We start from the raw sequence: 25,237 nt of genomic DNA on the forward strand, positions 1-25,237 counted from the left end.
TGTCGTCCTTCCGCTCCCAGGCTAGGGCCGCGACGGCGCTCCGCGGAGGCTCCGCGGTCCCCATCCCTCCCTGACCCTTCCCCTACGGGACCCGGGGCCGGCCGCCCCTCAGGCCTCGGGGGGCGAGAACACCACGAGGACCTTCAGGTCCTCGGTGACGTGGTGGAAGCGGTGCGGCGCCCCGGCCGGGACGTAGACCACGCTGCCGCGCGCGACGTGCGTCGTCTCCTCCCCCACGGTGATCAGCGCCCGGCCGCTCACGACCAGGTAGATCTCGTCCTGGGCATGCGGTTTCTGCGGGTCGAGCTCCCCCGTCCGCAGGGCGTACAGGCCCGCGGACATGTTCCGCTCGCGCAGGAAGCTGAGGTACGCGCCCTCGTTGGCCGCCCGCTCGGCCTCCAGGTCGTCCAGCCGGAACACCTTCACGTGGCCGCTCCCTCTCGTCCGTGCGCCTGCTCTGTGCCTGCGCTGCAGCTTCTGCGACGATCTCAGCCATGATGAACTTCGTCGTCAAGACGCTCGCGAACGCCGGGGCCCTGCTGGTGGCCATCTGGCTCGTGAGCGGCATCACGCTCACCGGTGACGACACCGGCCAGAAGGCCCTCACCCTCATCCTCGTCGCCCTGGTCTTCGGCGTGGTGAACTGGCTGGTGAAGCCGGTGGTCAAGCTGCTGTCGCTGCCCCTGCTGCTGCTCACGCTCGGGTTGTTCACGCTGGTCGTGAACGCCCTGATGCTGCTGCTGACCTCCTGGATCTCCGGCGAGCTCGACCTGGACTTCCACGTCGACGGCTTCTGGGCGGCGTTCCTCGGCGGCCTGGTCATCAGCATCGTCTCGTGGGCCCTGAACATGATCCTCCCGGACGAGGACTGACATCGGGGCTGCATCATGGAGCCCATGAGCGCTCCGTCCTCCCGCACACCCCTGCGGGTGTGCTTCGTGTGCACCGGCAACATCTGCCGTTCGCCGATGGCCGAGTCCGTCTTCCGCTCCCGCGTGGCGGAGGCCGGGCTCGCCGGCCTTGTCGTCGCCGGCAGCGCGGGGACGGGCTCCTGGCACGAGGGGGACGACGCGGACCACCGCACCGTGGCCGTGCTCCGCGCGGCCGGGTACGGGTACGAGCACATCGCGCGCCAGTTCCAGCCCGAATGGTTCGCCGAGCTCGACCTCGTGATCGCCCTCGACTCGGGCCATCTGCGGGATCTGCGCCGGCTGGCGCCCACGGCGCGGGACGCCGCCAAGGTGCGGCTGCTGCGCTCCTACGACCCCGCCGCGGACGCCGGTGCGGACGACCGCGGCCTGGATGTTCCCGACCCCTACTACGGGGACCTGAGCGGCTTCGAGGAGTGCCTGCGGATGTGCGAGGCCGCAGCCGACGGGCTGCTGGACGCCGTACGCGACGCCCTCGGCAGCGAGCCCGCCGGCACCCCGTGACGGACGCGCCCGGGCTCGCGGACCGGGTCGCCGCCCTGCTGGGCGAGCCGGTGACGGAGGCCGGCCCGGTGGGCGGCGGTTCCGTCTGCCGATCCGTCCGGCTGCGGCGCCGCTCGGGCGGCACGGTCTTCGCCAAGACCCTCGCGGACGCGCCGCCTGGCTTCTTCGCCGCCGAGGCCGCGGGCCTGCGGCTGCTGGGCGGGACCGGCACGGTCGCCGTACCCGAGGTGCTGGCCGCGGACGAGCGCACGCTCGTCCTGGAATGGGTGGAGCCCGGTCCGGCGACCCCCGCAGCCGCCGAGCGCCTCGGACGTGAGCTGGCCGCGCTCCACCGCGTCCCCGCCCCGGGGTACGGGACGGCGCACGCGGCCTTCATCGGCCCGCTCCCCCTGCCGGCGGCCGGGCCCGGGCCCGCGTCCGGGCTGCCGGGCGGCGGGGAGGACTGGGCCGCGTTCCACGCCGCGAGGCGGCTGCTGCCCTTCCTGCGGCAGGCCGCCGACCGCGGGGCCATGGCACCGGCGGACGTGCGCGCGGTCGAGCGGCTCTGCGAACTGCTGCCGAGGATCGGCGGCCCCGCGCAGCCTCCTGCGGTGATCCACGGCGACCTGTGGTCCGGCAACGTGCTGTTCGCCGCCGACGGCCGCGCCCGGCTCGTGGACCCGGCGGCGCAGGGCGGGCACCCCGAGGCCGATCTGGCGATGCTGGAGCTGTTCGGCTGCTCGCACCTCGAGCGGGTGCTCGCCGCGTACGAGGAGGTCCGGCCGCTGCCCGGCCGCCGGGAGCGGGTGCCCCTGCACCAGGTGCACCCGCTGCTGGTGCACGCCGTCCTGTTCGGCGCGGGCTACGGCGCCGCCGCGGGGCGCGCCGCCCGCGCGGCCCTCACGTCCGTCTAGCGGACGGCCGTGTTCGCTGGCCCATACACCGGTATCTTCCGCTTGTACATGTGTGAACGCGGGGGAGCGAGGAGAGGGCGATGACGGAGTACGAGAGCAGGCCGGGGGACAGCACCCGCAGCGTGCACGCGGGCCGCCCGCCCGCCCTGCCCCACGAGCCGGCGCTGCCCGGCCCGGTGTTCGCCGCGCACTACCACCTGCCGGGCGACGTCACCGGCCCGTACACCTACGGCCGCGACGAGAACCCCACCTGGACCCGGCTGGAGGAGGCGATCGCCGCGCTGGAGTCGCCCGACGTCCCCGCCGAGACGCTGGCCTTCTCCTCCGGCATGGGGGCGATCTCCTCCGTGCTGCTCTCGCAGGTGCGTTCCGGCGACACCGTGGTGCTGCCCTCCGACTGCTACCAGGCCACCCGCTCGCTGCAGGGCCGGCTGGAGGACTACGGGGTCGCGGTGCGCCTGGCGCCCACCGCGGGCGACGCCCAGCTGGAGGTGCTGGAGGGCGCCCGGCTGCTGTGGATCGAGACGCCGTCCAACCCCGGCCTGGACGTCTGCGACATCCGCCGGCTCGCCGACGCCGCACACGCCGCGGGCGCGCTCGTGGCCGTCGACAACACCCTGGCCACCCCGCTCGGCCAGCGCCCGCTGGAGCTGGGCGCGGACTTCTCGGTGGCGAGCGGCACCAAGGCGCTGTCCGGCCACGGCGACCTGCTGCTGGGGTATGTGACCACGCGCCGGCCCGAGCTCGCCGCCGGGGTGCGGATGTGGCGCAAGACGATCGGCGCGATCCCCGGCCCCATGGAGGCCTGGCTCGCCCACCGTTCGCTGTCGACGCTCGCGCTGCGGGTGGACCGGCAGGCCGCCAACGCCCTGGAGCTGGCCGCCGCCCTGCTCCGGCGCCCGGAGGTGACCGACGTGCGCCACCCCGGCCTGGCGGAGGACCCGGCGCACCCCGTCGCGGCCGCGCAGATGACGCGGTTCGGCAGCGTCGTGTCCTTCACGCTGCCCGACAGGGAGCACGCCGAGCGCTTCCTGTCCGAGCTGCGGCTGACCACCGAGGCCACCAGCTTCGGCAGTGTGACCAGCACCGCGGAGCGCAGGGCGCGCTGGGGCGGCGATGCCGTCCCCGAGGGCTTCGTCCGCTTCTCGGTCGGCGTGGAGGACGCGGCCGACATCGTGCGGGACGTGACGCGGGCCCTGGACGCCGCCGCGCGCTGACCCCATCCGTTCATCTCGCGCGGATGGGCACGCAGTCATCGGCCGCACATGCGGAAGGGGTGGCCCGAGCCTCCCCCCTCGTGGCTCGGACCACCCTGGCTTGACGGGCGGAGATCCGCTTGGACAAGGCTAGTTGACTCTGCGTCAGTGTCCAATCACAGTTGCGATACAGACCTATCGATATATTTATATGTCCGCGGTCGTACGGCGGCCGGGAGGGAGCGGTTCATGGATCTGGCTCTGCTGCGCACGTTCGTCACGGTGCACCGAGCCGGTTCCTTCACCAGAGCCGCCCAGTTGCTGGGCCTGTCCCAGCCGGCCGTCACCATCCAGATCCGCAGCCTGGAACGGCAGCTCGGCCGCCCCCTGTTCCTGCGCCTGCCGCGCGGCGTCGCCCCGACGCCGGTCGGCGACGACCTGGCCCACCGGGTGGCGCCGCACCTCGACGCCCTGCTACAGATAACACAGGCGGACCTCGGCGAGCAGTCCGCGCAGCGCACCCTGCACCTCGCCGGGCCGCCCACCTTCACCTCCGTGCGCGCTCTGCCCGCTCTGGCCCCGCTGGTCGCCGAGGGCCTGCAGCTGAGGGTCACCCTGGTCGGCGAGGACGAGGCGCTGGCCGGGCTCGCCGCGGGCCACCACGACCTGTCCATCGGCACCGTCCGGCCCCGCGACCGGCTGCTGACCGCCGCCGCCCTGTGGGACGAGGAGCAGGTCCTCGTGGCCGCGCCCGCCTGGCTGGAGCGGATCGGCGGCCCGCTCGCGGTGCGCGATCGCGGCGCACGGGTCCTCGAGGGCATCCCCGTGATCTCCTACGACGAGGGCATGCCGCTGTTCGACCACTACTGGTCGGCGGTCTTCGACGTGACCCCCGCCATCGTCCCCGCGGTGGTGGTGCCCGATCTGCGGGCCGTCCTGGAGTGTGTGGTCTCCGGCATCGGCATGGCCGTCCTGCCCCGCTACCTGTGCTGCGAGGCGATCACGGCGGGTGCCGTCAGCGCGCTGCTGGAGCCGCCGGTGCCGCCGCTGCGCACGTACTTCGTCTCGGTGCGCGCCGGCACGCTCGCGCTGCCGCACATCGCGCGGGTGCACGAGCAGCTGATCCGCTCCTCCGCCGCCTGGTGACTGCGCGCCCGGCGCACGGCGGGTGGCCTCCGGAAGAACGGAAGGTTCCGATTCGCCGTCCCGGAGGCGTTTGCCGCCTCCCGCGCCGCGGCAGATCTCAGGCATGGCCCCGGACAGCGAGAACCCTGCCGCACCGGGTGCGCCGACCGTCCCCGCCACCCGGCCGGTGGTCAAGCGCACCGCCCGCGCCATCCTGCTCGACGGCGACTTCCTCGTGCTCATCAAGCGCACCAAGCCCGGGCTCAACCCGTACTGGGTCACCCCCGGGGGAGGCGTCGAGCCCGAGGACGCCACCATCGTCGAGGCGCTGCACAGAGAACTGGACGAGGAGCTGGGCGCCAAGGTCACCGATGTCGTGCCGGCCTTCGTCGACACCGTCGAGCACATCGGCGAGGACGGCTCGCACGGGGTGAAGGTGCAGCACTTCTTCGTGTGCCGGCTGGCGTCCATGGACCCCTCGCGGCGGCACGGCCCGGAGGTGGACGAGCCCTCGGGCACCTACGACGTCGTCCGCGTGCCGTTCAGCCGGGTGGGGCTCGCCTCCGTGGAGATCGTTCCGCTGACCCTGCGGCACTACCTGGACGGCAACATCGAAGGGGTGCTGGGACTGCTGTCGACCGACCTCGGCTGACGTCGGCTGTGGGGCCGGCTGGGTCGGCTGACGTCGGACGAGCCGGCTGACCGGCCCCGGCCGGCATCGGGTGCCGCGGGTCCCGCGGGTGCCGTCGGGAGGCTCCCGTGGCGACGTTCCTTCCGGCGAGGGGCCGCGCGGGCGGGCGGCGCGGGCGGTCTCAGCGGCCCGCCGCGACCAGTTCCTCGATCAGGTCGTGCCGGATGCGCCGGGAGGGCATGCCGCCGCGCACGAGGGTGTCGACGCCGCTGCGGATCATCCCGGGCGGCCCGCTCAGATACGCGTCGTACTCGGGCCAGGGGCCGTACTGCTGCACGATCTCGGGGAGCGGACCGTGCAGCCCCCCGTCCCCGCGGCCGTCGGAGACCACAGGCCGCACGGAGAGCCAGGGGTGGCGCTGGGCGAGCCCGAGCAGGGTGTCCAGGTCGTAGAGGTCGTGGTCGCTGCGGGCACCGTAGAAGACGTCGACGGCCCGGCGGCGGCCGTGCTCGGCGACGTCCTCGACGAGGGCCTTGATGGGGGCGATGCCGGTGCCGCCGCCCAGGCAGAGCAGTCCGTTGTCGGTGGTGTGGTCCACGACCATGGAGCCGCCCGGCGGGCCGAGCCGCAGGACGTCGCCGGGACGGGCGCGGTGGACCAGCGCCCGGCTCACCCAGCCGGCCGGCACGGCCTTGACATGGAACACCAGCAGGCCGTCCGCGCGGGGGGCGCAGGCGAAGGAGTAATGCCGCCAGACCCGGGGCCACCAGGGCGTCTCCAGTGTCGCGTACTGGCCCGCGAGGAAGGGGTACGGGTGGTCGGTGCGGACGCCGACCACCGCGATGTCGGGGGTGCGCAGCTCGTGGCTGACGACCTCGGCCTGCCACCAGGGCGGTGCGTGCTTCTCGTCGGCGGCCGCCGCGTCGATCATGGTCTGCGAGATCACCGTGTAGGCGCGCGCCCAGGCGCTTTCGACCTCGTCGTCCCACAGGGCGGATGCGTACCGGCTCAGCGCCCCGATCAGGCATTCCCCCACGGCCGGGTAGTGCTCGGGGCGCGTGCCGTATTTGCGGTGGCCGCGGCCCAGGTGGGACAGGTATTCGGTGAGTATCTCGGTGTCGTCGAGGTGTTCCGCGGCGGTGAGGAGCGCTTTCAGCAATCGGTCGCGTTGCGTGTCCATCGCGGCGGGAAAGAGTTCACGCAACTCCGGATGCCGTATGAACAAAAGCGCATAGAAATACGACGTCGTCTTGTCAGCGACGGGCGCGACCTCCTCCAGCGTGCGCCGGATGAGTCGCGCGTCCGCGCTCGGCGGCCGTGGCCGCGGCCGGGCCTGCGCCCGCGGCGCAGACGGTGGCAGTGGCGGTGCGGCGGGCGGCTCCGGGCGCGGACGCGACCCCGCCGCGTCCTGGGCGGGGCCGGACCGCTGCCGGCCGGGCTCGGAGGTCCACCCGGCTCCCTTGCCCACCGGCCTTATCGGCCGCACCCGGCGGCTCGGCGCAAGCGCGCCTTCGCCCTGATGGTGGGGTCGGGGCCCGTCAGGGGGTGTGTGCGGCGTGAACCAACCGGAGGACCCGGTCCCGGTTCCCTTTCCCGTTTCGGCCGCGTTCGTGGTCAGAGCGTCCATGATCAGCTTCGCCTCGAGCCTCTCCCGGTCGGAATCCGTACCTCAGCCTCACATCCTGTGCGGAAAGCCTGCCAGGGCTTCGAGCCGCCCGGACAAATAGCCGGAAGTACGGGAAACGGCGATACCGATCGGGTTAAGCTCAGCCGAATGTGAAGCGCGCCGCGGCGGAGTCGTGGGCGCTGTCCGGAGTCGTGCGTCTTCCCGGAGTCATGCGCCCCGGGGCGCCTGTTTCCCCCGGCGTCACTCGATTCCCACGACGATCAACGCTTCGGCCCCCGCGCGTTCAGCCCGAGACCAGCGCATACGCCTCCCGCAGATCGCGCCCGGTGTACGCGTGGCTCGCCAGGCCGCGCACATGGTGGTCCCCGTTGACGGCCACCGACACCGGCACCGCGGCGAACAGCGCCGTGTCCGAGAGCGAGTCCCCGTACGCCACGCAGTCGCGGCGGCTGATCCCGTAGCGGGCGCACAGTTCGTCCGCCGCCGTCACCTTGCTCTCCGGCAGCAAGATCCCCGCCGCGTCCAGTGCCACGGCCGGGTCGAACGGGAGCTGCGGGAAGGCCGACGCCCGGACCGCGTGCGCCCCCCACTCCAGCAGCCGGCGCACAAAGAAGTCCGGGGAGAGCGACACCACGGCGCAGTGCTCCCCCCGGGCGGCGATGTCCGCCCACACCTCCCGTATCCCGGCCAGCCACGGGGCATGCGCGAACGCCGCCGCCACCTGTGCCGGGGTGAGCTCCCGCCACAGCTCGTACGCGCGCACCGCGTAGCCCGGCGGGTCCAGCAGGCCGTTCCCGAGCGCGTGCTCCAACTCCCTGAACTCGGCCACCAGCCCCAGCTCCCGGGCGAGCTCCAGGCTCGCCGAGGAACCGTGCATCAGCGTCCCGTCCATGTCGAAGATGTGCAGTCGTCCCATGCGGCCCCTCCCTCGTCGGCCGCCGACCGTCCGGCCCCCGGCGGCGCTTTCCCGAACAGCCGGGCGGCGTCCTCCACCGCCCCGCGGACCGCCGGCCTGCGGTCCGCGGCCCGCCAGGCCAGCGCGACCGTGCAGCGCACGTCCCCGGCCAGCGGCACGAACACCACGTTGGACCGGGCGTAGTGCTCGTCCGTCGACGTGCTCGCCAGCGCGCAGCAACGGCCCGCTGCCACGAGTTCGAGCGTCTCCTCCAGGGACCCGGACGGCACCGTGCCCGCCACGTGGACGACCCCCACGGCCGACGGGTGGCGGAAGCCGGCGTAGGCCGCGTCAGCGGTCCGCGGCACCACCCATGTCCTGCCGCCCAGTTCGGCGGGCGCGACCTCGGTGCGGCGCGCCAGCGGGTCCGTCGCGGGCAGCGCCACGCAGCGCCGGTCGTCGGCGACGGTCACCATCCCCAGGCCGGGAGCGTCCAACGGCGGCCACACGATGCCCAGGTCGCACCGGCCGTCCAGCAACCCGCAGGAGGGGTCGTCGAAGTCGTAGCGGCGCAGCCGCACCTCGCCGCGGACGCGCGCCTGGATCAGGTCCAGCAGCTCGCGGGTCCGGCCGGCCGCGGCCTCGCCCAAGAAGCCCACGGTGAACGGCCGGGGCGCCGTCCCGGCCAGCAGTCCTTCGAGCTCGTCCGCCGCGTCGACGGCCGCCACCGCGTGGGCCAGGATCCGCCGCCCCAGGTCGGTCAGTTCGGCCCGTTCGCGGTTGCGCACCAGCAACGGCCGCCCGGCGGCGGCCTCCAGTCGGCGCACCGACTCGCTCACCGTCGGCTGCCGTACGTCGAGCCGCCGCGCGGCCGCCGAGAACGAGCCCGTGCGCGCCACCGCCACAAAGGCCCGCAGGCCGGGCAAGGAGAGCGTCACCCGGGGAGGATAGCCGGGTACCGGCCGATGGCCATAGGGGATAACTATGGGAGCCGCCCGCCGCCTCGGCGGCACGCTGCCCGCATGACATTCCCCGCGGCACCCGTGCGCCGTCTCACCCCCGCCGATCTCCCCGCCTGCAGCGCGCTGGCCGTCAGCAGGGACTGGGGGGCCGAGGAACACAAGTGGCGCTTCCTGCTCACCCACGGGACCGGCTACGGCGTCGACGCCCCCGACGGCGACGGCCTGGCCGCCACCACCGTCCTGACCCGTTACGCGGGCGGCCTGGCGGCGGTCAGCATGGTCCTGGTCGCGGCCCGGTACGAGGGGCGGGGGCTCGGGCGGCGCATCATGTCACACGTCCTGGCCGAGGCCGGCGACGACACCGTCACCCTGCACGCCACCGATCGCGGCCGCCCGCTCTACGAGAAGCTCGGCTTCCGCGCGATCGGCACCGTCGTCACCCACCGCGGCCGCCTCTCCCCGCCCGAGCCCGCGCGTACCACGGAAACGGCCGGGGCCTCCAGCGGTTCCCGCGTTTGCGACGGCTTCGGCGGCTCCGACGGCCCTGGCGGCCCCGGCGGCTCCAGCACCACGCGGTCGCGAGCCTTCACCGAGACCGACCTGCCGGCACTGCTCGCCCTGGACGCCGAGGTGTTCGGCGCGGACCGCTCACCCCTCCTGCGCGACCTGCCCCGGTTCGCCGAACGCGTCATGGTCGCCGAGCAGGACGGCACCCTGACCGGTTACGCCTCGGCGTGGGTCAACGGGGACACGCTGGTCGTCGGCCCCGTCGTCGCCGGGAGCCCTGCCGTGGCCAGGGAGCTGATCACCACGATCGCCCGGAACGCGGACCTGCCCGTCCGCCTCGATCTGCGCACCGACCTCCCCGACGGCCAGGGCGGCTGGGCCGCGGAGCACGGCGTGGCACCCGTCTTCCCCAACACCTTGATGGTGCTCGGGGACCGGGAACTGCCCGGCGACGCTCACCGCCGCCATGCCCCGCTGATGGTGGCCCTGGGCTGACCCCGCACGCCCGACGGCGGCCGGTTCCGCGGGAGCTTCCCGCCGACCCTCCGGCCGGGCCGTGACGTCCGCCGCGGAACCCCTGCCCGCCGGGCCTAGCGGAAGGTCACGCCTGCCACAGCTTCTGGCCCTGGTAGCTGATATAGAGCTCGCCCGAGCCCGTGATCACGAGGACGGCGCCGTCGTGGCCGTCGGTCCTGGTTGACCAGGCCGTGCTGGTGTCCGTGCGGTAGACGACGAAGTTGCCGTCGTCCTGGAATACCGTGCTGACCCCTTGCCCCGTCGTTCCGCTCGCCCATCTGACGGCACCGCGGTACGTCAGAACGAGGTTTCCGCCGGAGGTCATCGTCAGCGACGTCTCACCGTTGACGATGGACTGCCCCCGGTTGAGCACTCTGGTGGCCGACACCGTCAACGGCGCCGGCGGCTTGGCCGGGGCCTTGACCGTGGCTTTGACCGTCGGCGATGCGTCGTTCGACTTCGGCAGCTCCGTCTTCGAGCCGCCGCCGGAGGTGTTGTGTGTCGTCGAGGTCGTGGGTTCTTCCGCCTTCAGGGAGTGGCTCGGTGACGCCGGCGTGCGGGGCTTCCTGCGCGGGGAGGAGGTACTGGACGGGGTCGGCTTCCTTTCCGGAGTGCGGCTGGCAAGGGGGCTCGCCCCGGCGTCGAGGAGCCGCGAAGCCTCCGGTCCCGCCGAACTGTCCGTCACGGTCCCGGCGGGTGCCGGGTCCGCGTCGCCGCCGACGGTGCGCTGCAGCGTGAGGAACGCCGCCACCGCGACGGCGGCGCAGACGACGATGGCCAACCCTCGTCGTGCGCCGCCGCCCGGACGGCCGGCCTTCGGCCCCGTCGGACCGGTGGGCCCGAGAGCGGTGGGCCCGAGAGCGGTGGACTCGGGTCCTGTCCGCTGCGTGAGCCTGGACGTCACCGACCTGACGGAGGCCTGCGTCGAGGCCTTGCGCCGCAGCGCGGTGTACACCGCCGCCTCGACCGACACCGTCGGCGAGTCACCTTGCGCAGGTGCCGGTCCCACCGCGGGTCGGGCATCCGCCCGGGACTCCGGCACACGCGCCGCCTTGGCATCCGCCCGGGACTCCTGCACACGCGCCGCCTTGGCATCCGCCGGTTGTGCGGGCTCGGCCTGGTCGCGGTCGGACCTCGACCACGTCTCGCCCTCACGCACCGACTTCAACTCCGCGGCGGCCGTTTCGGCGATGCGGCTTCCAGCTGGGACAGCCGTGTCGACCAGTGGTACCGGCGGGACGGCAGAGGACGAAGACGAAGACGAAGACGAGGACTTGGGCGCGGGCGCCGGTGTGGTCGCCGGCTTCGGCTTCGGCTTCGGCGTCGGCGCGGACCCCACCGGAGCGGGCGGCGACTTCGGCTTCGGCTTCGGCTTTGGCGTCGGCTTCGGCTTTGGCGTCGGCTTCGGCGTCGGCTTCGGCGTCGGCGCGGACCCCACCGGAGCGGGCGGCGACTTCGGCTTCGGCGGCGACTTCGGCGTCGGCGCGGGCGCCGGCGTCGGCTTCGGCGTCGGCGTCGGCTCGGCGGACGCGGGTGCGAAGAGCGAGTCGGCCTCGGTGTCGACGACCGGAAGCGAGGTGGCTTTGCGCGTGGTCACCGCCGGAGCCTTGGGCGAAGCGGGTGACTTCTGGTGGTGCAAGGACGGGCTCCTGTCTGTCGTTGTCTGCCGGGGACTCGGGGACGGTCCGGCGCCCCGACCCGGCCGGCCCGTTGCTACGTGGCTGTACCTGCTCAGTGGTCGCCGACACTTCCGCTGCAGCGTGCCGGCCATGGACCGGTGCCCCAGGTCAGCTCCGCCAGCGCCTGTTCGAGACGGGCCAGCGCGGTCTCGTCGGCGTCCTCCAGAGCGTCCGCGCTCCCGGCCGTGAGCCGGTCGGGCAGCTGGCGGAGGAGGATCAGCGGCTCGCCGCCCTGCGTGCGTACATCGAGCACCCGGTACTTCGTGCCCGGCGCAAACACGATCTCGTTCATTGCCTTGCGCGCTCCCTCGCGCAGCGCACCCACGGCGCGGCCCGTGATGGACCAGATCACGTACGCCGCCTGCGCCCCCGAGACGGTGTCGGCCTGATCGATCGGCAGGCCACTTATCGGGGCGGCATCATAGAGCATCTGACCGCGGCGCGGCGTGCTGCCGGTGCCGAACGGGGGCGCCCCGCGCAAAACCGCTCCGCGGTACGGCGGGAGCCACTGCAGCCCGGACGTCAGGCAGGCGGCGAACGGCTGCCACTGGGGCTCGCCCGAACGCAGCAGCGCCCGCAGCTCTGCGTGGCGCTGCGGACTGTCGGCCTGTTCCATGTACATGCGAACGGCGACGAGATCGTCGTGGACGGCCTCGTCCTCCTGTCCCTGGGGGGCCGGCAGGCTGGTCATCGCCCGGCGCACCGCAGAGCTGTGCCGCTCCCACACCGCACTGGCGAAGCCGCGGAAGGCGCTGCGCTCTTCGAGCGTGCTGCGATGGCGTGGTGACGTCGGTGCGGGGCCCCTGGCGGCGTGTCCGGCCTCGTGCGGGGACTGCTGGGCTTCGGGAGCCTGCGCGGGCCGCGGCGTTCGCGGCGGCGGGGCGGCGGAGCCCGGTTTGGGTGCCGCCGGGGCGGTGCGGCGGGGGGCGGGTGAGGGGGCCCCGCGGTGCTCGGCGGGCCCCTGCGGACCGCGCTCGTCCAGGGGCCGGGGCGGCTTCTGCTGTGTGCCCTGCGGGCGGCTCGCGCTCCCGGCGGCCGGACCCACGCGTGGGGTCCCAGGGGTCCGGGGGCCGGGAGCAGGAGTTCCGTGGGTCCCAGCGGCCCCGGGGGCCCCAGCGGTCCCAACGGCCCCAACGGCCCCGGGGGCCCCAGCGGTCCCGGGGGCGGCCGGGCGTACCCCTTGGACGGGGGAGAAGCGGATGACGCGCAGGCTGTGCTCGGCCGCCAGGGACCGCAGCGCACGGCCGCCGTCGGGCGGGGTAGCGTGGACGTGCAGCGTGGTGAGGGCTCGGACGGCGGGATTCACCGCCACGAGCACACGGGACACAACGGGCCACAGCGTCGCCGTGAGACGGTCGCCGGGCCGTCCGATATCGATCACGGGTCCGTCGTGGTTCACCGGCCGGTCACTGTGCGGGATCGGAGCGCCGCCCATGGGGCCGACCCACAACCCGGCCCTGGTGAGCACGACGCGCCACTCGGGGGACAGGAGGAACTCCCCGTTCACGGCGGGACCGTTCGCGGGGCGGAGCCCGCCGATCCCCTCGGGTGCGAACCAGCGCAGCAGGCGCGGCGGGTGCGGGCGGTCCGCGGTGCCCGCGGGAGCGCAGACGACCGCGTCGACGTACGGCAGCCACCGCGGCACCTCGTCGGTCCCGACCATCGCCGAGCGCACCCCGTAGCGCCCCATGGGGCCGTCGGAGGCGAACAGGGGCAGGCCCGTGGTGACCTCGACCTCGATGCCCAGAGTCGAGGAGACCGACTGGGCCAGGGGCAGCAGATCGGTTCTCCCCCCTGGCACGAGGCGCACGTCGCAGTCCTCGGCCGGTATCGCCTCCAGGAGCGCGACGACGTCCGATGCCGCGACGTCCTCACCGAAGGGGACGCCCACGATCACGGCGGCCCGCCGGGGATCGACAGGAACGGTGTGGAAGAGGTCGCCCGGACTCGGTGCAGCCGAGCCCGCGGGGCGGATCAGCAGCCCTGCCGGCACCTGATCCACCACGCAGCCGCTGACCGCCGTCGCGGGGACCCGGCGAAGGGCGTTCTGCCACCGGGGAGACGGCATGCGCGGCCCGAGCGGCACCGGAGCCCGCCCCGGGGCGAAGCGCCGCCACCCGCCGGTGCCGGGCGGCACGAACGCCGAGCCGCCCGGCACCACCATCACCGGTCCGTCGGGCGCCTCGACCGTCATGTCCCAGGCGTCGGCGATCCGCCGGGCCGTGGCGGGGCGGCCGGGGCGGTCGTCGCCGGCCCCGGAGAGCACCAGACGCACGGTCCGGGTGCCGTCCGCCCGGAGGGTGTCCAGTACCTCGCGGAGCCGTGGCCACAGCCCGCTGTGCCCGGACGGGTCCACGGCGACGACGATCGTGGCCGTGCCGTCCGGCGAGGCCATGGTGCGGGACAGGTCGATGACGTCGGCCGGGTCCAGGCTGTCCTCGGTGGGCGGCCGCAGCACAAGCAGTCCGCCGTGGTCCTCGACGAGAACCCGCGGGGCGGGGTCGTCGTCGAGCCGACTCTCGGGTCGCCTGCGCGGCGGAACGCTCGCGCCGCCGCCTTGCCTGGCAAACGTCTCGCGCCAGCGGCTCATGGGCCTTCCTTGTCCTTACACGTACCGATTCACCGAAACCGGCTCGCGCCGACGTCGCCGCGACCGGACCTCCAGGGCACCCGCGGGTGCCGGGGCAGCAGCGGCTGCGCCCATCCTGCGTTCAGGGGGTGTGCGCCGCTTCGCCGGCAACCGCCGGCGCCGTCCGCCGCACCGCACGCGGCAGTGGCGCCCGGTCACCCGTCCGACGCGTCGCGCCCTCCGCCGCGGACCCCCTCATCGCCGCGACAGCGAATGTCACCGTTGCCCCGTCCCAGCCCCGGCAGCTGATGACCGCGATGTCGCCGCGCCGTGGCCTACGAGGTTCCCCGCACCCCGTCGTTCCGCTCGTTCCCCCCTGTCACACCGCGGTGAGTCGCGGCCAGGTTTCCCCCGTAGTCTGGCGGCCATACCGACGGACGGTTGACGTCGGGCCTCCTCCGGGTGAACAAACTCGCCTGGCCGACCCTGCCGATGAAGATTATCGCCGACCGACGGAGTTGCGTGAGCACGGTCCCGGATCGGACCTCTCCCGGCGAATCCCCCTTGCGGTCGCTTCCGGTGCGCGACCCGGGAGTTCTCGGCCGCCTCACGGCCTTGGCACCCGTGATCCGTCTCCACACGCCGGGCCCCGAGCACGAGGACAACCGGCGAGCCCGGATCGCGCGCCGATACGGTTCCCGAGCCGCACCGGTCCACGTACCGGACACCCCCGGACGAAAGGCTGGCCATGCGGAAACTGATCTACGGCATGAACCTGACTCTGGACGGCTACATCGCCGCGGCCGGCGACGACATCGGCTGGAGCGGACCTCCGAGCCACGAGCTGTTCCAGTGGTGGCTCGACCATGACCGGGCGAGTGGCCTGTCGCTCTACGGCCGCAAGCTCTGGGAGACGATGAGCTCCCACTGGCCGACCGCCGACCGGCAGCCGGGCGCCACCCCTGCGGAGATCGAGTTCGCCCGGAACTGGCGGGACACGCCGAAGGTGGTGTTCTCCTCGACGATCGACGAGGTCGACTGGAACACCCGCCTGGTCACCGGCGACGCGATCGCCGAGATCACCCGGCTCAAGGCCGGGGACGGCGGCCCCATGACCATCGGCGGCGCGACCCTCGCCGGGGCGGCCGTGCGTGCCGGCCTGATCGACGAGTACGTGATCGCCACCCATCCGGTCCTGGTGGGCGGCGGCACGCCGTTCTTCCCCGCGCTGGACACCTGGGTGAACCTGAGCCTGGTGGAGCACCGGACGCTCCCCGGCGGCGTCGTCCTGACCCGGTACGAGACGAGGCGCTGAGCGCCGTCCGTCCGACGTCGCCCAGGGGACCGCACGGGAAGGAGACCTCCCGGCCGGACCGCTCAGGTCTGCGCCATGTCCACGAAGCGCGAGTAGTGGCCCTGGAAGGCCACGGTGATGGTGGCCGTGGGGCCGTTGCGGTGCTTGGCGACGATCAGGTCGGCCTCGCCGGCGCGCGGCGACTCCTTCTCGTAGGCGTCCTCGCGGTGCAGCAGGATGACCATGTCCGCGTCCTGCTCGATGGAACCGGACTCGCGCAGGTCGCTGACCATGGGCTTCTTGTCCGTGCGCTGCTCGGGACCACGGTTCAGCTGGGAGAGCGCGATCACCGGGACCTCGAGTTCCTTCGCCAGGAGCTTGAGGTTGCGGGACATGTCCGAGACTTCCTGCTGACGGCTCTCGGGGCGGCGCGAACCGCCCGCCTGCATCAGCTGGAGGTAGTCGATGACGACCAGCCGCAGGTCGTTGCGCTGCTTGAGCCGGCGGCACTTGGCGCGGATCTCCATCATCGACAGGTTCGGCGAGTCGTCGATGTAGAGGGGGGCCGCCGAGACGTCGGGCATACGGCGGGCCAGCCGTGTCCAGTCGTCGTCGGTCATGTTGCCGGACCGCATGTGGTGCAGGGCGACCCGGGCCTCGGCGGACAGCAGGCGCATCGCGATCTCGTTGCGGCCCATCTCGAGGGAGAAGAAGACGCTGGGCATGCCGTGGGCGACCGAGCACGCCCGGGCGAAGTCCAGCGCGAGCGTGGACTTGCCCATCGCGGGGCGGGCGGCGATGACGATCATCTGGCCCGGGTGCAGGCCGTTGGTGAGGGAGTCCAGGTCGGCGAAGCCGGTGGGCACCCCGGACATCTGGCCGCTGCGCGAGCCGATGGCCTCGATCTCGTCGAGGGCGCCCTCCATGATCTCCGAGAGCGGGAGGTAGTCCTCGCTGGTGCGCTGCTCGGTGACGGCGTAGATCTCGGCCTGCGCGGAGTTGACGATCTCGTCGACGTCGCCGTCGGCCGCGTACCCCATCTGCGTGATGCGGGTGCCCGCCTCGACGAGCCTGCGCAGGACCGCGCGCTCGTGCACGATCTCCGCGTAGTACTCGGCGTTGGCGGCGGTGGGCACCGCGTTGACGAGGCTGTGCAGGTAGGGCGCGCCGCCGACGCGGACGAGCTCGCCGCGCTTGGTCAGCTCGGCGGCGACGGTGATGGGGTCGGCGGGCTCGCCACGGGCGTAGAGGTCGAGGATCGCCGCGTACACGGTCTCGTGCGCGGGCCGGTAGAAGTCGGCGCCCTTGAGCACCTCGACGACGTCGGCGATGGCGTCCTTGGACAGCAGCATGCCGCCGAGCACCGACATCTCGGCGTCCAGGTCCTGCGGCGGTACGCGCTCGAAGCCGGAGCTCCCGCGATCGTCGTCACGGTCGCGGTCCCGCTCGTCCCTGCGCCGGAAGCGGGAGACGGGCAGACGGTCGCCGGGACCGTCCGGCGGGAAAGGCGGTTCGCTCCCCCAGTGGTCGTCCGCGGGTTCGGGCTGGCTCACCCCCCTGCCACCTCCTCCCCTCCGGCGCGGACCACTGCGTCGTGCCCCTTTTGCTACGCCACGGCTCTGACATTCACGTCGCTCGGGCACACCTGTGGCACCGGGCGACGCCCCACGGTAGGGGTCCACGGGGCTCACAGCCAAGACGGTTATCCACAGGCGTGGGGGATGACCTGTTGATGAACTGCCCCTACCTGTGGAGAAGCCCCCTCCAGCTGTGTACAGGGCGGGGGACAGCGCGGTGGACAAGCACACAATCACCCAATGATCACGCGGCTGACCTGCGGTTTTTTCATCCACCCGCTGTGGACAAGAAAAACTTGCCCGCTCAGCCCAAGATCACGACAAACGGCACGGAGGAGATCACCCTGCGCAGCCACAAGTAAGAGGCAGGGCCCCCTTGTGTCCCTTACATGTGGATGATTACCCTGGCCGGGTGCCCCAGGTCGCCGAAGTCTCACCCCGTCAAGCCGTACGCCGCCACGACCGCGAGATCATCGGTCTCGCACTGCCCGCCTTCGGGGCGCTGGTCGCCGAACCGCTCTTCCTCATGGCCGACAGCGCGATCGTGGGCCACCTCGGCACCTCGCAGCTCGCGGGCCTGGGCGTCGCGGGCGCCCTGCTCACCACCCTCGTCGGCGTCTTCGTCTTCCTCGCGTACGCCACCACCGCCGCCGTCGCCCGCCGGGTGGGCGCGGGCGACCTGCCCGCGGCGATCCGCCAGGGCATGGACGGCATCTGGCTCGCCCTCCTCATCAGCGCCGCCGCGGTGGCTATCGCGATCCCCGCGGCCCCCGCCCTCACCGACGTGTTCGGCGCTTCCGGCACCGCCGCCCCCTATGCCGTCACCTACCTGAGGATCAGCGCACTCGGCATCCCCGCGATGCTCGTCGTCCTGGCCGCCACCGGTGTGCTGCGCGGGCTGCAGGACACCCGGACCCCGCTCTACGTCGCCGTCGGCGGCTTCGCCGTGAACGGTGTGCTCAACGTGGTGCTGGTGTACGGCGCCGGGCTCGGGATCGCCGGCTCCGCCTGGGGCACCGTGATCGCCCAGAACGCGATGGCGGCCGTCTACCTGGGTGTCGTCGTCCGCGGGGCACGCCGGCACGGCGCCTCCCTGCGGCCCGACCTGGCCGGCGTCCGCGCCTGCGCCCAGGCGGGGACGCCCCTGCTGATCCGCACGCTGAGCCTGCGGGCCGTGCTGATGCTGGCCACCGCGGTCGCCGCCCGGCTCGGGGACGCCTCGATCGCCGCCCACCAGATCACCACCACCCTCTGGTCGCTGGCCGCCTTCGCCCTGGACGCGATCGCCATCGCCGGTCAGGCCATCATCGGCCGCCACCTCGGCGCCGACGACGTGGCCGGGGCCCGGGCCGCGTGCCGCCGCATGGTGCAGTGGGGCATCGCCTCGGGCGTGGTCATCGGCCTCGTCCTGGCCGTCTCCCGGCCGCTGGTCGCCCCGCTGTTCACCACGGACCCAGCGGTGCGCTCCGAACTGATGACCGTCCTGCTGGTGGCGGCGCTCTTCCAGCCGGTCTGCGGCGTGGTCTTCGTCCTGGACGGGGTCCTCATCGGCGCCGGCGACGGCCCCTACCTCGCCTGGTCGATGGTCGTCACCCTCGCCGTCTTCACCCCGGCCGCCCTGGCCGTCCCGGCTCTCGGAGGGGGACTCACCGCCCTGTGGTGGGCGACGGGCCTGATGATGCTCACCCGGCTGGCCGGCCTGCACTGGCGCGCCCGCTCGGGAAAGTGGGCCATCGCCGGCGCCGTGCGCGCCTGACCGGCGACCTGCCGGTCGGCGACCAGAGGCTTCCCGCCGACGACAAGACGCCGGGCCCGGGACCTCATGGTCCCGGGCCCGGCGTTCACGCGGTGCGCGAGGGTCAGGAAGCGACGACCTCGACGTCGAGAGCGGCCTCGACCTCGGGGTGCAGACGCACCGACACCTTGTGCGAGCCGACCGTCTTGATCGGGGAACCGATCTCGACCCGGCGCTTGTCCACGTCCGGGCCGCCCGCGGCCTTGACGGCGGCGGCGATGTCGGCCGGGGTCACCGAGCCGAACAGGCGGCCGGCGTCACCCGCGCGGGTGGACAGCTTGACCTTGACGCCCTCGAGCTGCGCCTTGAGGGCGTTGGCCTGCTCGACGGTCGCGATCTCGCGGATCCGGCGCGCGCGGCGGATCTGCTCGACGTCCTTCTCGCCACCCTTGGTCCACGCGATCGCGAAACCGCGCGGGATCAGGTAGTTGCGGGCGTAGCCGCTCTTGACCTCGACGACATCGCCGGCGGCGCCGAGGCCGCTGACCTCGTTGGTGAGGATGATCTTCGCCATTGCTCAGTCCACCCTTCCTTAGCGAGCGGTCGAGGTGTAGGGCAGCAGCGCCATCTCACGGCTGTTCTTCACGGCCGTGGCGACGTCGCGCTGGTGCTGGGTGCAGTTGCCGGTGACCCGGCGGGCACGGATCTTGCCGCGGTCGGAGATGAACTTCCGCAGCAGGTTCGTGTCCTTGTAGTCGACGTAGGTGATCTTGTCCTTGCAGAACACGCAAACCTTCTTCTTAGGCTTGCGAGCAGGCGGCTTCGCCATTGTCTCTCTCCAGTGTGATCAAGAAGTTTGGTGCGCTGCCGCCCTTAGAAGGGCGGCTCGTCCGAGAAGCCGCCGCCGGAGCCGCCGGAGCCGCCGCCCCAGCCGCCGCCGCCCTGGCCGCCCCCGGCCGGAGCGCCGGTCGCCCACGGGTCGCCGTCGGGCGCGCCGCCCTGGCCGCCACCGGGGCCACCGCCCCAGCCGCCGCCCTGGCCGCCCCCGCCGCCGTACCCGCCCTGGCCGCCGCGCGAGGCGCCGCCGCCACCGCTGGCGCGGGTGACCTTGGCGGTCGCGTTGCGCAGGCTGGCGCCGACCTCGTCGACGTCCAGCTCGTAGACCGTCCGCTTGACGCCCTCGCGGTCGTCGTACGAGCGCTGCTTCAGACGGCCCTGCACGATGACGCGCATGCCCTTCTGAAGCGACTCCGCCACGTTCTCCGCCGCCTGCCGCCAGACCGAGCACGTGAGGAAGAGGCTCTCGCCGTCCTTCCACTCGTTGGTCTGCCGGTCGAAGGTGCGGGGAGTGGACGCGACTCGGAACTTCGCGACCGCCGCACCCGAGGGGGTGAAGCGCAGCTCGGGGTCGTCGACGAGATTGCCGACGACCGTGATGACGGTCTCGCCTGCCATGGTGAGTGACCTCTCGGCGTTGCTTGGCTTCTCGGTTTCCCGAATGCCTGAGCCGTCAGGCTCAGTGGGTCTCGGGACGGAGGACCTTGGTCCGGAGGACCGACTCGTTCAGGTTCATCTGACGGTCGAGCTCCTTGACGACCTCAGGAGTGGCGTTGAGGTCGATGACCGAGTAGATGCCCTCGGGCTTCTTCTTGATCTCGTACGAAAGACGACGACGGCCCCAGGTGTCGACCTTCTCGACCTTGCCGCCGCCGTTGCGGACGACGCCGAGGAAGTTCTCGATCAGCGGGGAGACAGCGCGCTCCTCGAGATCGGGGTCGAGGATCACCATCACCTCGTAGTGACGCATGTGGAACCCACCTCCTTTGGACTCAGCGGCCACGGCGTTTCCGTGGCAGGAGGGTTTGCATCGCGTCGCAACGGTATCCCGGCCCACTGACAACGCCCCCGGACCCGCGGGGACCGCTCCCCGCGGCCCCTTCGGAACCGTCATGTGGACCTGCACAGACACCGGTGCAGACGGTACACACTACCCGCCTCGCGGCTTCCGGTTGAAATCCGCCCGCGCATGCCCGCAATCTGTACACATCGGGTGTGTTCGGCGCTACGATGCGCCACCTCTCCATCACGGAGGTGCCCCATGGCACAGGCAGTACGACCCGCTCGCGGCGGCCGGCCCCATCGGTCCCGGTTCACCCTCAACACGGACGGCCGGCCCCATCCGGTGGAGAACACCCTGGCCGTCGTGACCGTCGTGCTCGGCCTGGTCTCCGCCATCGCGGCGTTCTGGAGCGGCCTGCACCTGCTCAGTTCCTGGGCGGGCCTGGTCGGCGTCCTGGTGGGCGCCTTCGGCCAGTACCGCTCCGTCACCACGGCCGAGCGCTTCCTCTTCATCATCGGCATGGGACTGGCCGCGGTCGGCTTCTACATCGGCATGGCCCACGGCGGTCTCTTCGGCGGCGTGGTGTCCTGAGCCCGCGCCGCCTGCCGTCCCTCCCGGCCCCCGCCGGGCGAAGCCGCGGAACCGACTTGTCCACAGCCCTCGCAGGGGCGTTCGCCGTTCGCAGTAGGCTTCGGCGCAGTAATGCAGTCAGCAATGCCGTAGCCGCAGCGATGGGGAGCGCCCCGCATGAGCTTGACCCTGAGGACCATCAGTCGGGAACAGCACCTGGCGTACATCCAGAGCCTGCCCTCGGCAAGCCACTGCCAGGTGCCCGCCTGGGCCGACGTCAAGACCGAGTGGCGTTCGGAGAACCTCGGCTGGTTCGACGACAAGACCGGTGAGCTCGTCGGCGCCGGCCTGGTGCTCTACCGGCAGTTGCCCAAGGTGAAGCGGTACCTCGCCTACCTCCCCGAGGGCCCGGTGATCAACTGGTACGCCCCCAACCTGGACGAGTGGCTGCGCCCGATGCTGGCGCACCTGAAGCAGCAGGGCGCGTTCTCCGTGAAGATGGGTCCGCCGGTCGTCATCCGCCGCTGGGACGCGGCCGCCATCAAGTCGGGCATCGCCGACCCGGACGTCAAGCGCCTGCGCGACGTCGAGGCGACGTTCATCGAGCCCCGCGCCTTCGAGGTGGCCGACCGGCTGCGCCGCATGGGCTGGCAGCAGGGCGAGGACGGCGGCGCCGGCTTCGGCGACGTGCAGCCCCGCTACGTCTTCCAGGTGCCGCTGGAGAACCGCAGCCTCGACGACGTCCAGAAGGGCTTCAACCAGCTCTGGCGCCGCAACATCAAGAAGGCCGAGAAGGCCGGCGTCGAGGTCGTCCAGGGCGGCTACGACGATCTCCCCGTGTGGCAGCAGCTGTACGAGGTCACCGCCGAGCGCGACCGCTTCCGCCCGCGGCCGCTGCCGTACTTCCAGCGCATGTGGCAGGTCCTCAACGCCGAGGACCCCAACCGCATGCGGCTGTACCTCGCCCGGCACGAGGGCGAGGCGGTCGCCGCCGCCACGATGCTCGTCGTCGGCCGGCACGTCTGGTACTCCTACGGCGCCTCCGCCAACCACAAGCGCGAGGTCCGGCCGAGCAACGCCATGCAGTGGCGGATGCTGCGGGACGCCTACGCGCTCGGCGCGAGCGTGTACGACCTGCGCGGCATCAGCGACTCGCTCGACGAGAGCGACCACCTCTTCGGTCTCATCCAGTTCAAGGTGGGCACCGGCGGGCAGGCTGCCGAATACTTGGGCGAGTGGGACTTCCCCCTCAACAAGCTGCTGCACAAGGCGCTCGACATCTACATGTCCCGCCGCTGACCGGCCGGCCCCGCCGGCCGGCCGACCCCTTGCCCAGCTGCCCCAGCTGTCCGACTGACCGCAGAACCGCAGAAAGGTCCACGTTCCGGCCATGGCGCTCACCCTGTACGTCGACACCGCGCGCTGGCGTGCGCACCAGCAGTCCGTGGCGGAGCAGTTCCCCGGACTGGTCCCCGTCTGCAAGGGCAACGGGTACGGCTTCGGCCACGAGCGCCTGTCCGAGGAGGCGATCCGGCTCGGTTCGGACATCCTCGCGGTCGGTACGACGTACGAGGCAGCCCGGATCAAGGACTGGTTCGGCGGGGACCTGCTGGTGCTGACCCCGTACCGGCTGGGCGAGGAGCCGGTGCCGCTGCCGGACCGCGCCATCCGCTCCGTGTCCTCCGTCGAAGGCGTGCGCGGCCTGGTCGGGGCCCGGGTCGTGATCGAGGTCATGAGCAGCATGAAGCGGCACGGGGTCAGCGAGGACGACCTGGTCAAGCTGCACTCGGCCATCGACGACGTCCGGCTGGAGGGCTTCGCCATCCACCTGCCGCTGGACCGCACCGACGGCTCCGACGGGGTGCAGGAGGTCCACGCCTGGATGGAGCGGCTGCGCGCCGCCCGGCTGCCGCTGCACACCATGTTCGTCAGCCATCTGAAGGCCGCCGAGCTGGCCCGGCTGCGTGACGAGTTCCCGCAGACCCGTTTCCGCGCCCGCATCGGCACCCGGCTGTGGCTCGGCGACCACGAGGCCACCGAGTACCGGGGCGCCGTCCTGGACGTCACCCGCATCGCCAAGGGCGAGCGCTTCGGCTACCGCCAGAACAAGGCCTCCGAGGACGGCCACCTGGTCGTCGTCGCCGGCGGCACGTCGCACGGGGTGGGCCTGGAGGCTCCCAAGGCCATGCACGGCGTGATGCCGCGCGCCAAGGGCGTCGCGAGGGCCGGCCTGGCCACCATCAACCGCAACCTGTCGCCCTTCGTGTGGGCCGGCAAGCAGCGCTGGTTCGCCGAGCCCCCGCACATGCAGGTGTCGATCCTCTTCCTGCCGGGCGACGTGGCGCCCCCGGCGGTCGGTGACGAGCTGGTGGCACACCTGCGGCACACGACGACGCAGTTCGACCGCGTCGTCGACCGCTGACGCACACGCCGCCGCCCCCGAGCCCCTGAGGCCCGGGGGCGGCGTGCCGGCGGTCTCTGCGGTGCCCCGGACGTCCTGGACGCCCTTGGGCGGCCCCTCCGCCCCCTCCGCTCAGTGCGGCGGGGTCCGGGGCTCCTTCTCCAGGCCCCAGTGCACCGTGGGCGCCTCCCCGAAGCCGTAGCCGTCCTCGGCCCCGTGCTGCAGCGGCGCCGCGTGCCGCGGCTGGTGCGAGGGCCGCCCCAGCACGAACACGTCCTCAGCGCCGTCCAGCACGCCCCCGGAGGGGTCGTCCGAGCCGTCCTGGCGCACCGCGTCGCGCTCCGGGAAGAGGATGTCGCGGACGACGACCGCGCACAGGTACAGCGTCCCGAGCAGGTGCGCCGCGATGGCCAGGTGGTAGCCGTCCTGCGGCAGGCCCTTGCTGTTGCCGCCCGTCGTGTACGCCAGGTACGACCAGATGCCGAGGAAGTACATGACCTCGGCGGCCTGCCAGACGAGGAAGTCCCGCCAACGGGGCCTCGCGAGCGCCGCGAGCGGCACCAGCCAGAGCACGTACTGCGGTGAGTAGACCTTGTTGGTCAGGATGAAGGCGGCCACGACGAGGAAGGCCAGCTGCGCGAAGCGCGGGCGCCGCGGGGCGTACAGGGTCAGCCCGGCCATGCCGGCGCAGAACAGCAGCATGAGCGCGATCGCGTAGAAGTTCGCGCCGTCGATGGACCTGCCGGTCTGCTGGGAGATGATCAGCCAGATGGAGCCGTAGTCGACGCCCCGCTCCTGGCTGAAGGTGTAGAACTTCGCCCAGCCGTCCGAGGCGAGCAGCATCACCGGGAGGTTCACCACCAGCCAGGCGCCCGCGGCGCCGCCCACCGCCGCTCCCCAGGCCCTCCACTTCCCGGCCCGCAGGCACAGCAGGAACAGCGGCCCCAGCAGCAGCACCGGGTAGAACTTGGCGGCCGTCGCCAGCCCGATCAGGATGCCCGCGGCCAGCGGCCGGTTGCGCGACCAGAGCATCATCCCGGCCGCCGCGAGGGCGACGGCGAACAGGTCCCAGTTGATGGTCGCGGTCAGCGCGAACGCCGGCGCCAGGGCGACCAGCAGCGCGTCCCACGGACGGCGCCGGTTGGTCCGGGCCACGCAGACCGCGATGACGGCCGTGCAGACCAGCAGCATCCCGGCGTTGACCAGCCAGTAGACCTGCTCCCGGTGCTGGATGGTGCCGCCGTGCGGGGTGAACCAGGAGGCGACCTCCATGAAGAGCCCGGTCAGCACCGGGTACTCCAGGTAGCCCATGCCGCCGGAGATCGTGTCCGGGATGTGGTCGAAGTACGGGACCAGGTCGTCGGCGAAGCCCCGGCCGTAGTACAGGTGCGGGATGTCGGAGTAGCAGGCGTGGCTGTACTGGGCGTTCGCCCCGAAGAACCAGCCGCTGTCGTAGCAGGGCAGCTTCTGCACCATGCCCAGCGCGAACATCCCGATGGCGATCAGCACGATCACCCGCAGGGGGTTCCACCAGCCCCGCCGCCCCACGGCCGCGAAGCGGCCGAGCGGACCGCCGATGACCTCGCTCCCGGCCGCGGCGACCGGGTCATCGCGGGTCGGGGGCACGACCGCCTCGGCCTCCGAGGCCTCGTGGTGGGGGTCTTCGCGCACGATCGTCATGGGCCACATCCTGCCCTACATCCGCGCGCGTGGAGCGTCCGATCCCCAGGCCGCCGGCCTCGCCCCCACCCGCCGGGGAACGGCCGCGGCCGCGGAGGGCACGGTGC

General features: G+C 72.7%; 25 protein-coding genes. 12 read left to right on the forward strand and 13 right to left on the reverse strand.

Annotated features, from left to right (window positions below; translation table 11 throughout):
* Window positions 1-108: 108 nt before the first annotated feature.
* Window positions 109-426, reverse strand: a complete 318-nt coding sequence (locus AC3ET4_RS20675) for a cupin domain-containing protein (RefSeq protein WP_431951506.1) — start codon at window positions 424-426, stop codon at window positions 109-111.
* A 68-nt stretch (window positions 427-494) separates the two neighbouring features.
* On the opposite strand from AC3ET4_RS20675, the gene AC3ET4_RS20680 reads away from it, so the two are divergent.
* From AC3ET4_RS20680 to AC3ET4_RS20705, 6 genes are all read left to right on the forward strand, one after another.
* Window positions 495-872 carry a phage holin family protein gene (locus AC3ET4_RS20680; protein ID WP_431951508.1) on the forward strand — a complete coding sequence of 126 codons (378 nt, stop codon included), beginning with the start codon at window positions 495-497 and terminating at the stop codon, window positions 870-872.
* Between the two features lie 24 nt (window positions 873-896).
* The gene (locus tag AC3ET4_RS20685; protein WP_431951510.1) at window positions 897-1,433 is read left to right on the forward strand and encodes a low molecular weight protein-tyrosine-phosphatase; all 537 of its coding nucleotides are present in this window, start codon (window positions 897-899) and stop codon (window positions 1,431-1,433) included.
* Window positions 1,430-2,326: a fructosamine kinase family protein gene (locus AC3ET4_RS20690; protein ID WP_431951512.1), complete on the forward strand. Its 897-nt coding sequence runs from the start codon at window positions 1,430-1,432 to the stop codon at window positions 2,324-2,326. The genes AC3ET4_RS20685 and AC3ET4_RS20690 overlap by 4 nt, the downstream gene beginning before the upstream one ends.
* Window positions 2,327-2,406: 80 nt before the next feature.
* The gene (locus AC3ET4_RS20695; protein WP_431951514.1) at window positions 2,407-3,543 is read left to right on the forward strand and encodes a cystathionine gamma-lyase; all 1,137 of its coding nucleotides are present in this window, start codon (window positions 2,407-2,409) and stop codon (window positions 3,541-3,543) included.
* A gap of 228 nt (window positions 3,544-3,771) precedes the next feature.
* A complete protein-coding gene (locus AC3ET4_RS20700) occupies window positions 3,772-4,668 on the forward strand; it encodes a LysR family transcriptional regulator (protein ID WP_431951516.1) in 897 nt (298 codons plus the stop codon).
* Window positions 4,669-4,771: 103 nt separating this feature from the next.
* Window positions 4,772-5,299, forward strand: a complete 528-nt coding sequence (locus AC3ET4_RS20705; RefSeq protein WP_431951518.1) for an NUDIX domain-containing protein — start codon at window positions 4,772-4,774, stop codon at window positions 5,297-5,299.
* 160 nt (window positions 5,300-5,459) lie between these two features.
* Here the strand turns inward: AC3ET4_RS20705 and AC3ET4_RS20710 are convergent, their stop codons facing one another.
* From AC3ET4_RS20710 to AC3ET4_RS20720, 3 genes are all read right to left on the reverse strand, one after another.
* Window positions 5,460-6,905: a globin domain-containing protein gene (locus AC3ET4_RS20710; RefSeq protein WP_431951520.1), complete on the reverse strand. Its 1,446-nt coding sequence runs from the start codon at window positions 6,903-6,905 to the stop codon at window positions 5,460-5,462.
* A gap of 283 nt (window positions 6,906-7,188) precedes the next feature.
* A complete protein-coding gene (locus AC3ET4_RS20715) occupies window positions 7,189-7,821 on the reverse strand; it encodes an HAD family hydrolase (protein ID WP_431951522.1) in 633 nt (210 codons plus the stop codon).
* On the reverse strand, window positions 7,782-8,738 hold the full coding sequence (locus AC3ET4_RS20720; RefSeq protein WP_431951524.1) for a LysR family transcriptional regulator: 957 nt from the start codon (window positions 8,736-8,738) through the stop codon (window positions 7,782-7,784). Before AC3ET4_RS20720 ends, AC3ET4_RS20715 begins: the two co-directional genes overlap by 40 nt.
* 84 nt (window positions 8,739-8,822) lie before the next feature.
* Between AC3ET4_RS20720 and AC3ET4_RS20725 the strand changes: the two genes are divergently transcribed.
* Window positions 8,823-9,764 carry a GNAT family N-acetyltransferase gene (locus tag AC3ET4_RS20725; RefSeq protein ID WP_431951526.1) on the forward strand — a complete coding sequence of 314 codons (942 nt, stop codon included), beginning with the start codon at window positions 8,823-8,825 and terminating at the stop codon, window positions 9,762-9,764.
* Window positions 9,765-9,870: 106 nt separating this feature from the next.
* Here the strand turns inward: AC3ET4_RS20725 and AC3ET4_RS20730 are convergent, their stop codons facing one another.
* The 3 genes from AC3ET4_RS20730 to AC3ET4_RS20740 form a co-directional block, all read right to left on the reverse strand.
* Entirely contained in the window at window positions 9,871-10,758 is an 888-nt protein-coding gene (locus AC3ET4_RS20730; RefSeq protein ID WP_431951528.1) for a hypothetical protein, read from the reverse strand.
* A gap of 178 nt (window positions 10,759-10,936) precedes the next feature.
* Window positions 10,937-11,533 carry a hypothetical protein gene (locus AC3ET4_RS20735; RefSeq protein ID WP_431951530.1) on the reverse strand — a complete coding sequence of 199 codons (597 nt, stop codon included), beginning with the start codon at window positions 11,531-11,533 and terminating at the stop codon, window positions 10,937-10,939.
* On the reverse strand, window positions 11,517-14,054 hold the full coding sequence (locus AC3ET4_RS20740; RefSeq protein WP_431951532.1) for a hypothetical protein: 2,538 nt from the start codon (window positions 14,052-14,054) through the stop codon (window positions 11,517-11,519). The genes AC3ET4_RS20735 and AC3ET4_RS20740 overlap by 17 nt, the downstream gene beginning before the upstream one ends.
* Window positions 14,055-14,781: 727 nt before the next feature.
* Here AC3ET4_RS20740 and AC3ET4_RS20745 point away from each other — a divergent pair.
* Window positions 14,782-15,348 (forward strand): dihydrofolate reductase family protein, encoded by a 567-nt coding sequence (locus AC3ET4_RS20745; protein WP_431951534.1) that lies wholly within the window; start codon window positions 14,782-14,784, stop codon window positions 15,346-15,348.
* A 62-nt stretch (window positions 15,349-15,410) separates the two neighbouring features.
* On the opposite strand, the gene dnaB is transcribed toward AC3ET4_RS20745, so the two are convergent.
* Window positions 15,411-16,880, reverse strand: a complete 1,470-nt coding sequence (gene dnaB, locus AC3ET4_RS20750) for a replicative DNA helicase (RefSeq protein ID WP_431951536.1) — start codon at window positions 16,878-16,880, stop codon at window positions 15,411-15,413.
* Between the two features lie 436 nt (window positions 16,881-17,316).
* Here dnaB and AC3ET4_RS20755 point away from each other — a divergent pair, with 436 nt between their 5' ends.
* Window positions 17,317-18,660 carry an MATE family efflux transporter gene (locus AC3ET4_RS20755; RefSeq protein ID WP_431951538.1) on the forward strand — a complete coding sequence of 448 codons (1,344 nt, stop codon included), beginning with the start codon at window positions 17,317-17,319 and terminating at the stop codon, window positions 18,658-18,660.
* A gap of 103 nt (window positions 18,661-18,763) precedes the next feature.
* Here the strand turns inward: AC3ET4_RS20755 and rplI are convergent, their stop codons facing one another.
* The 4 genes from rplI to rpsF all read right to left on the reverse strand — a co-directional run bounded on the left by rplI (window position 18,764) and on the right by rpsF (window position 20,446).
* Complete coding sequence (gene rplI / locus AC3ET4_RS20760) at window positions 18,764-19,213, reverse strand: 50S ribosomal protein L9 (protein WP_431951540.1); 450 nt, start codon at window positions 19,211-19,213, stop codon at window positions 18,764-18,766.
* Between the two features lie 18 nt (window positions 19,214-19,231).
* On the reverse strand, window positions 19,232-19,468 hold the full coding sequence (rpsR, locus tag AC3ET4_RS20765; RefSeq protein ID WP_026250812.1) for a 30S ribosomal protein S18: 237 nt from the start codon (window positions 19,466-19,468) through the stop codon (window positions 19,232-19,234).
* Between the two features lie 44 nt (window positions 19,469-19,512).
* Window positions 19,513-20,094, reverse strand: a complete 582-nt coding sequence (locus AC3ET4_RS20770; RefSeq protein ID WP_431951543.1) for a single-stranded DNA-binding protein — start codon at window positions 20,092-20,094, stop codon at window positions 19,513-19,515.
* A 61-nt stretch (window positions 20,095-20,155) separates the two neighbouring features.
* A complete protein-coding gene (rpsF, locus tag AC3ET4_RS20775) occupies window positions 20,156-20,446 on the reverse strand; it encodes a 30S ribosomal protein S6 (RefSeq protein ID WP_361791024.1) in 291 nt (96 codons plus the stop codon).
* Between the two features lie 291 nt (window positions 20,447-20,737).
* On the opposite strand from rpsF, the gene AC3ET4_RS20780 reads away from it, so the two are divergent.
* From AC3ET4_RS20780 to AC3ET4_RS20790, 3 genes are all read left to right on the forward strand, one after another.
* Entirely contained in the window at window positions 20,738-21,070 is a 333-nt protein-coding gene (locus AC3ET4_RS20780; RefSeq protein WP_431951545.1) for a hypothetical protein, read from the forward strand.
* Window positions 21,071-21,226: 156 nt separating this feature from the next.
* Window positions 21,227-22,348, forward strand: coding sequence for a lipid II:glycine glycyltransferase FemX (locus tag AC3ET4_RS20785; RefSeq protein WP_431951547.1), 1,122 nt, complete (start codon window positions 21,227-21,229; stop codon window positions 22,346-22,348).
* Between the two features lie 91 nt (window positions 22,349-22,439).
* The gene (locus AC3ET4_RS20790) at window positions 22,440-23,471 is read left to right on the forward strand and encodes an alanine racemase (protein WP_431951549.1); all 1,032 of its coding nucleotides are present in this window, start codon (window positions 22,440-22,442) and stop codon (window positions 23,469-23,471) included.
* A gap of 111 nt (window positions 23,472-23,582) precedes the next feature.
* On the opposite strand, the gene AC3ET4_RS20795 is transcribed toward AC3ET4_RS20790, so the two are convergent.
* Window positions 23,583-25,130 (reverse strand): glycosyltransferase family 87 protein, encoded by a 1,548-nt coding sequence (locus AC3ET4_RS20795; RefSeq protein WP_431951551.1) that lies wholly within the window; start codon window positions 25,128-25,130, stop codon window positions 23,583-23,585.
* Window positions 25,131-25,237 lie beyond the last annotated feature (107 nt).

The organism is Actinacidiphila sp. bgisy167, assembly GCF_057707665.1.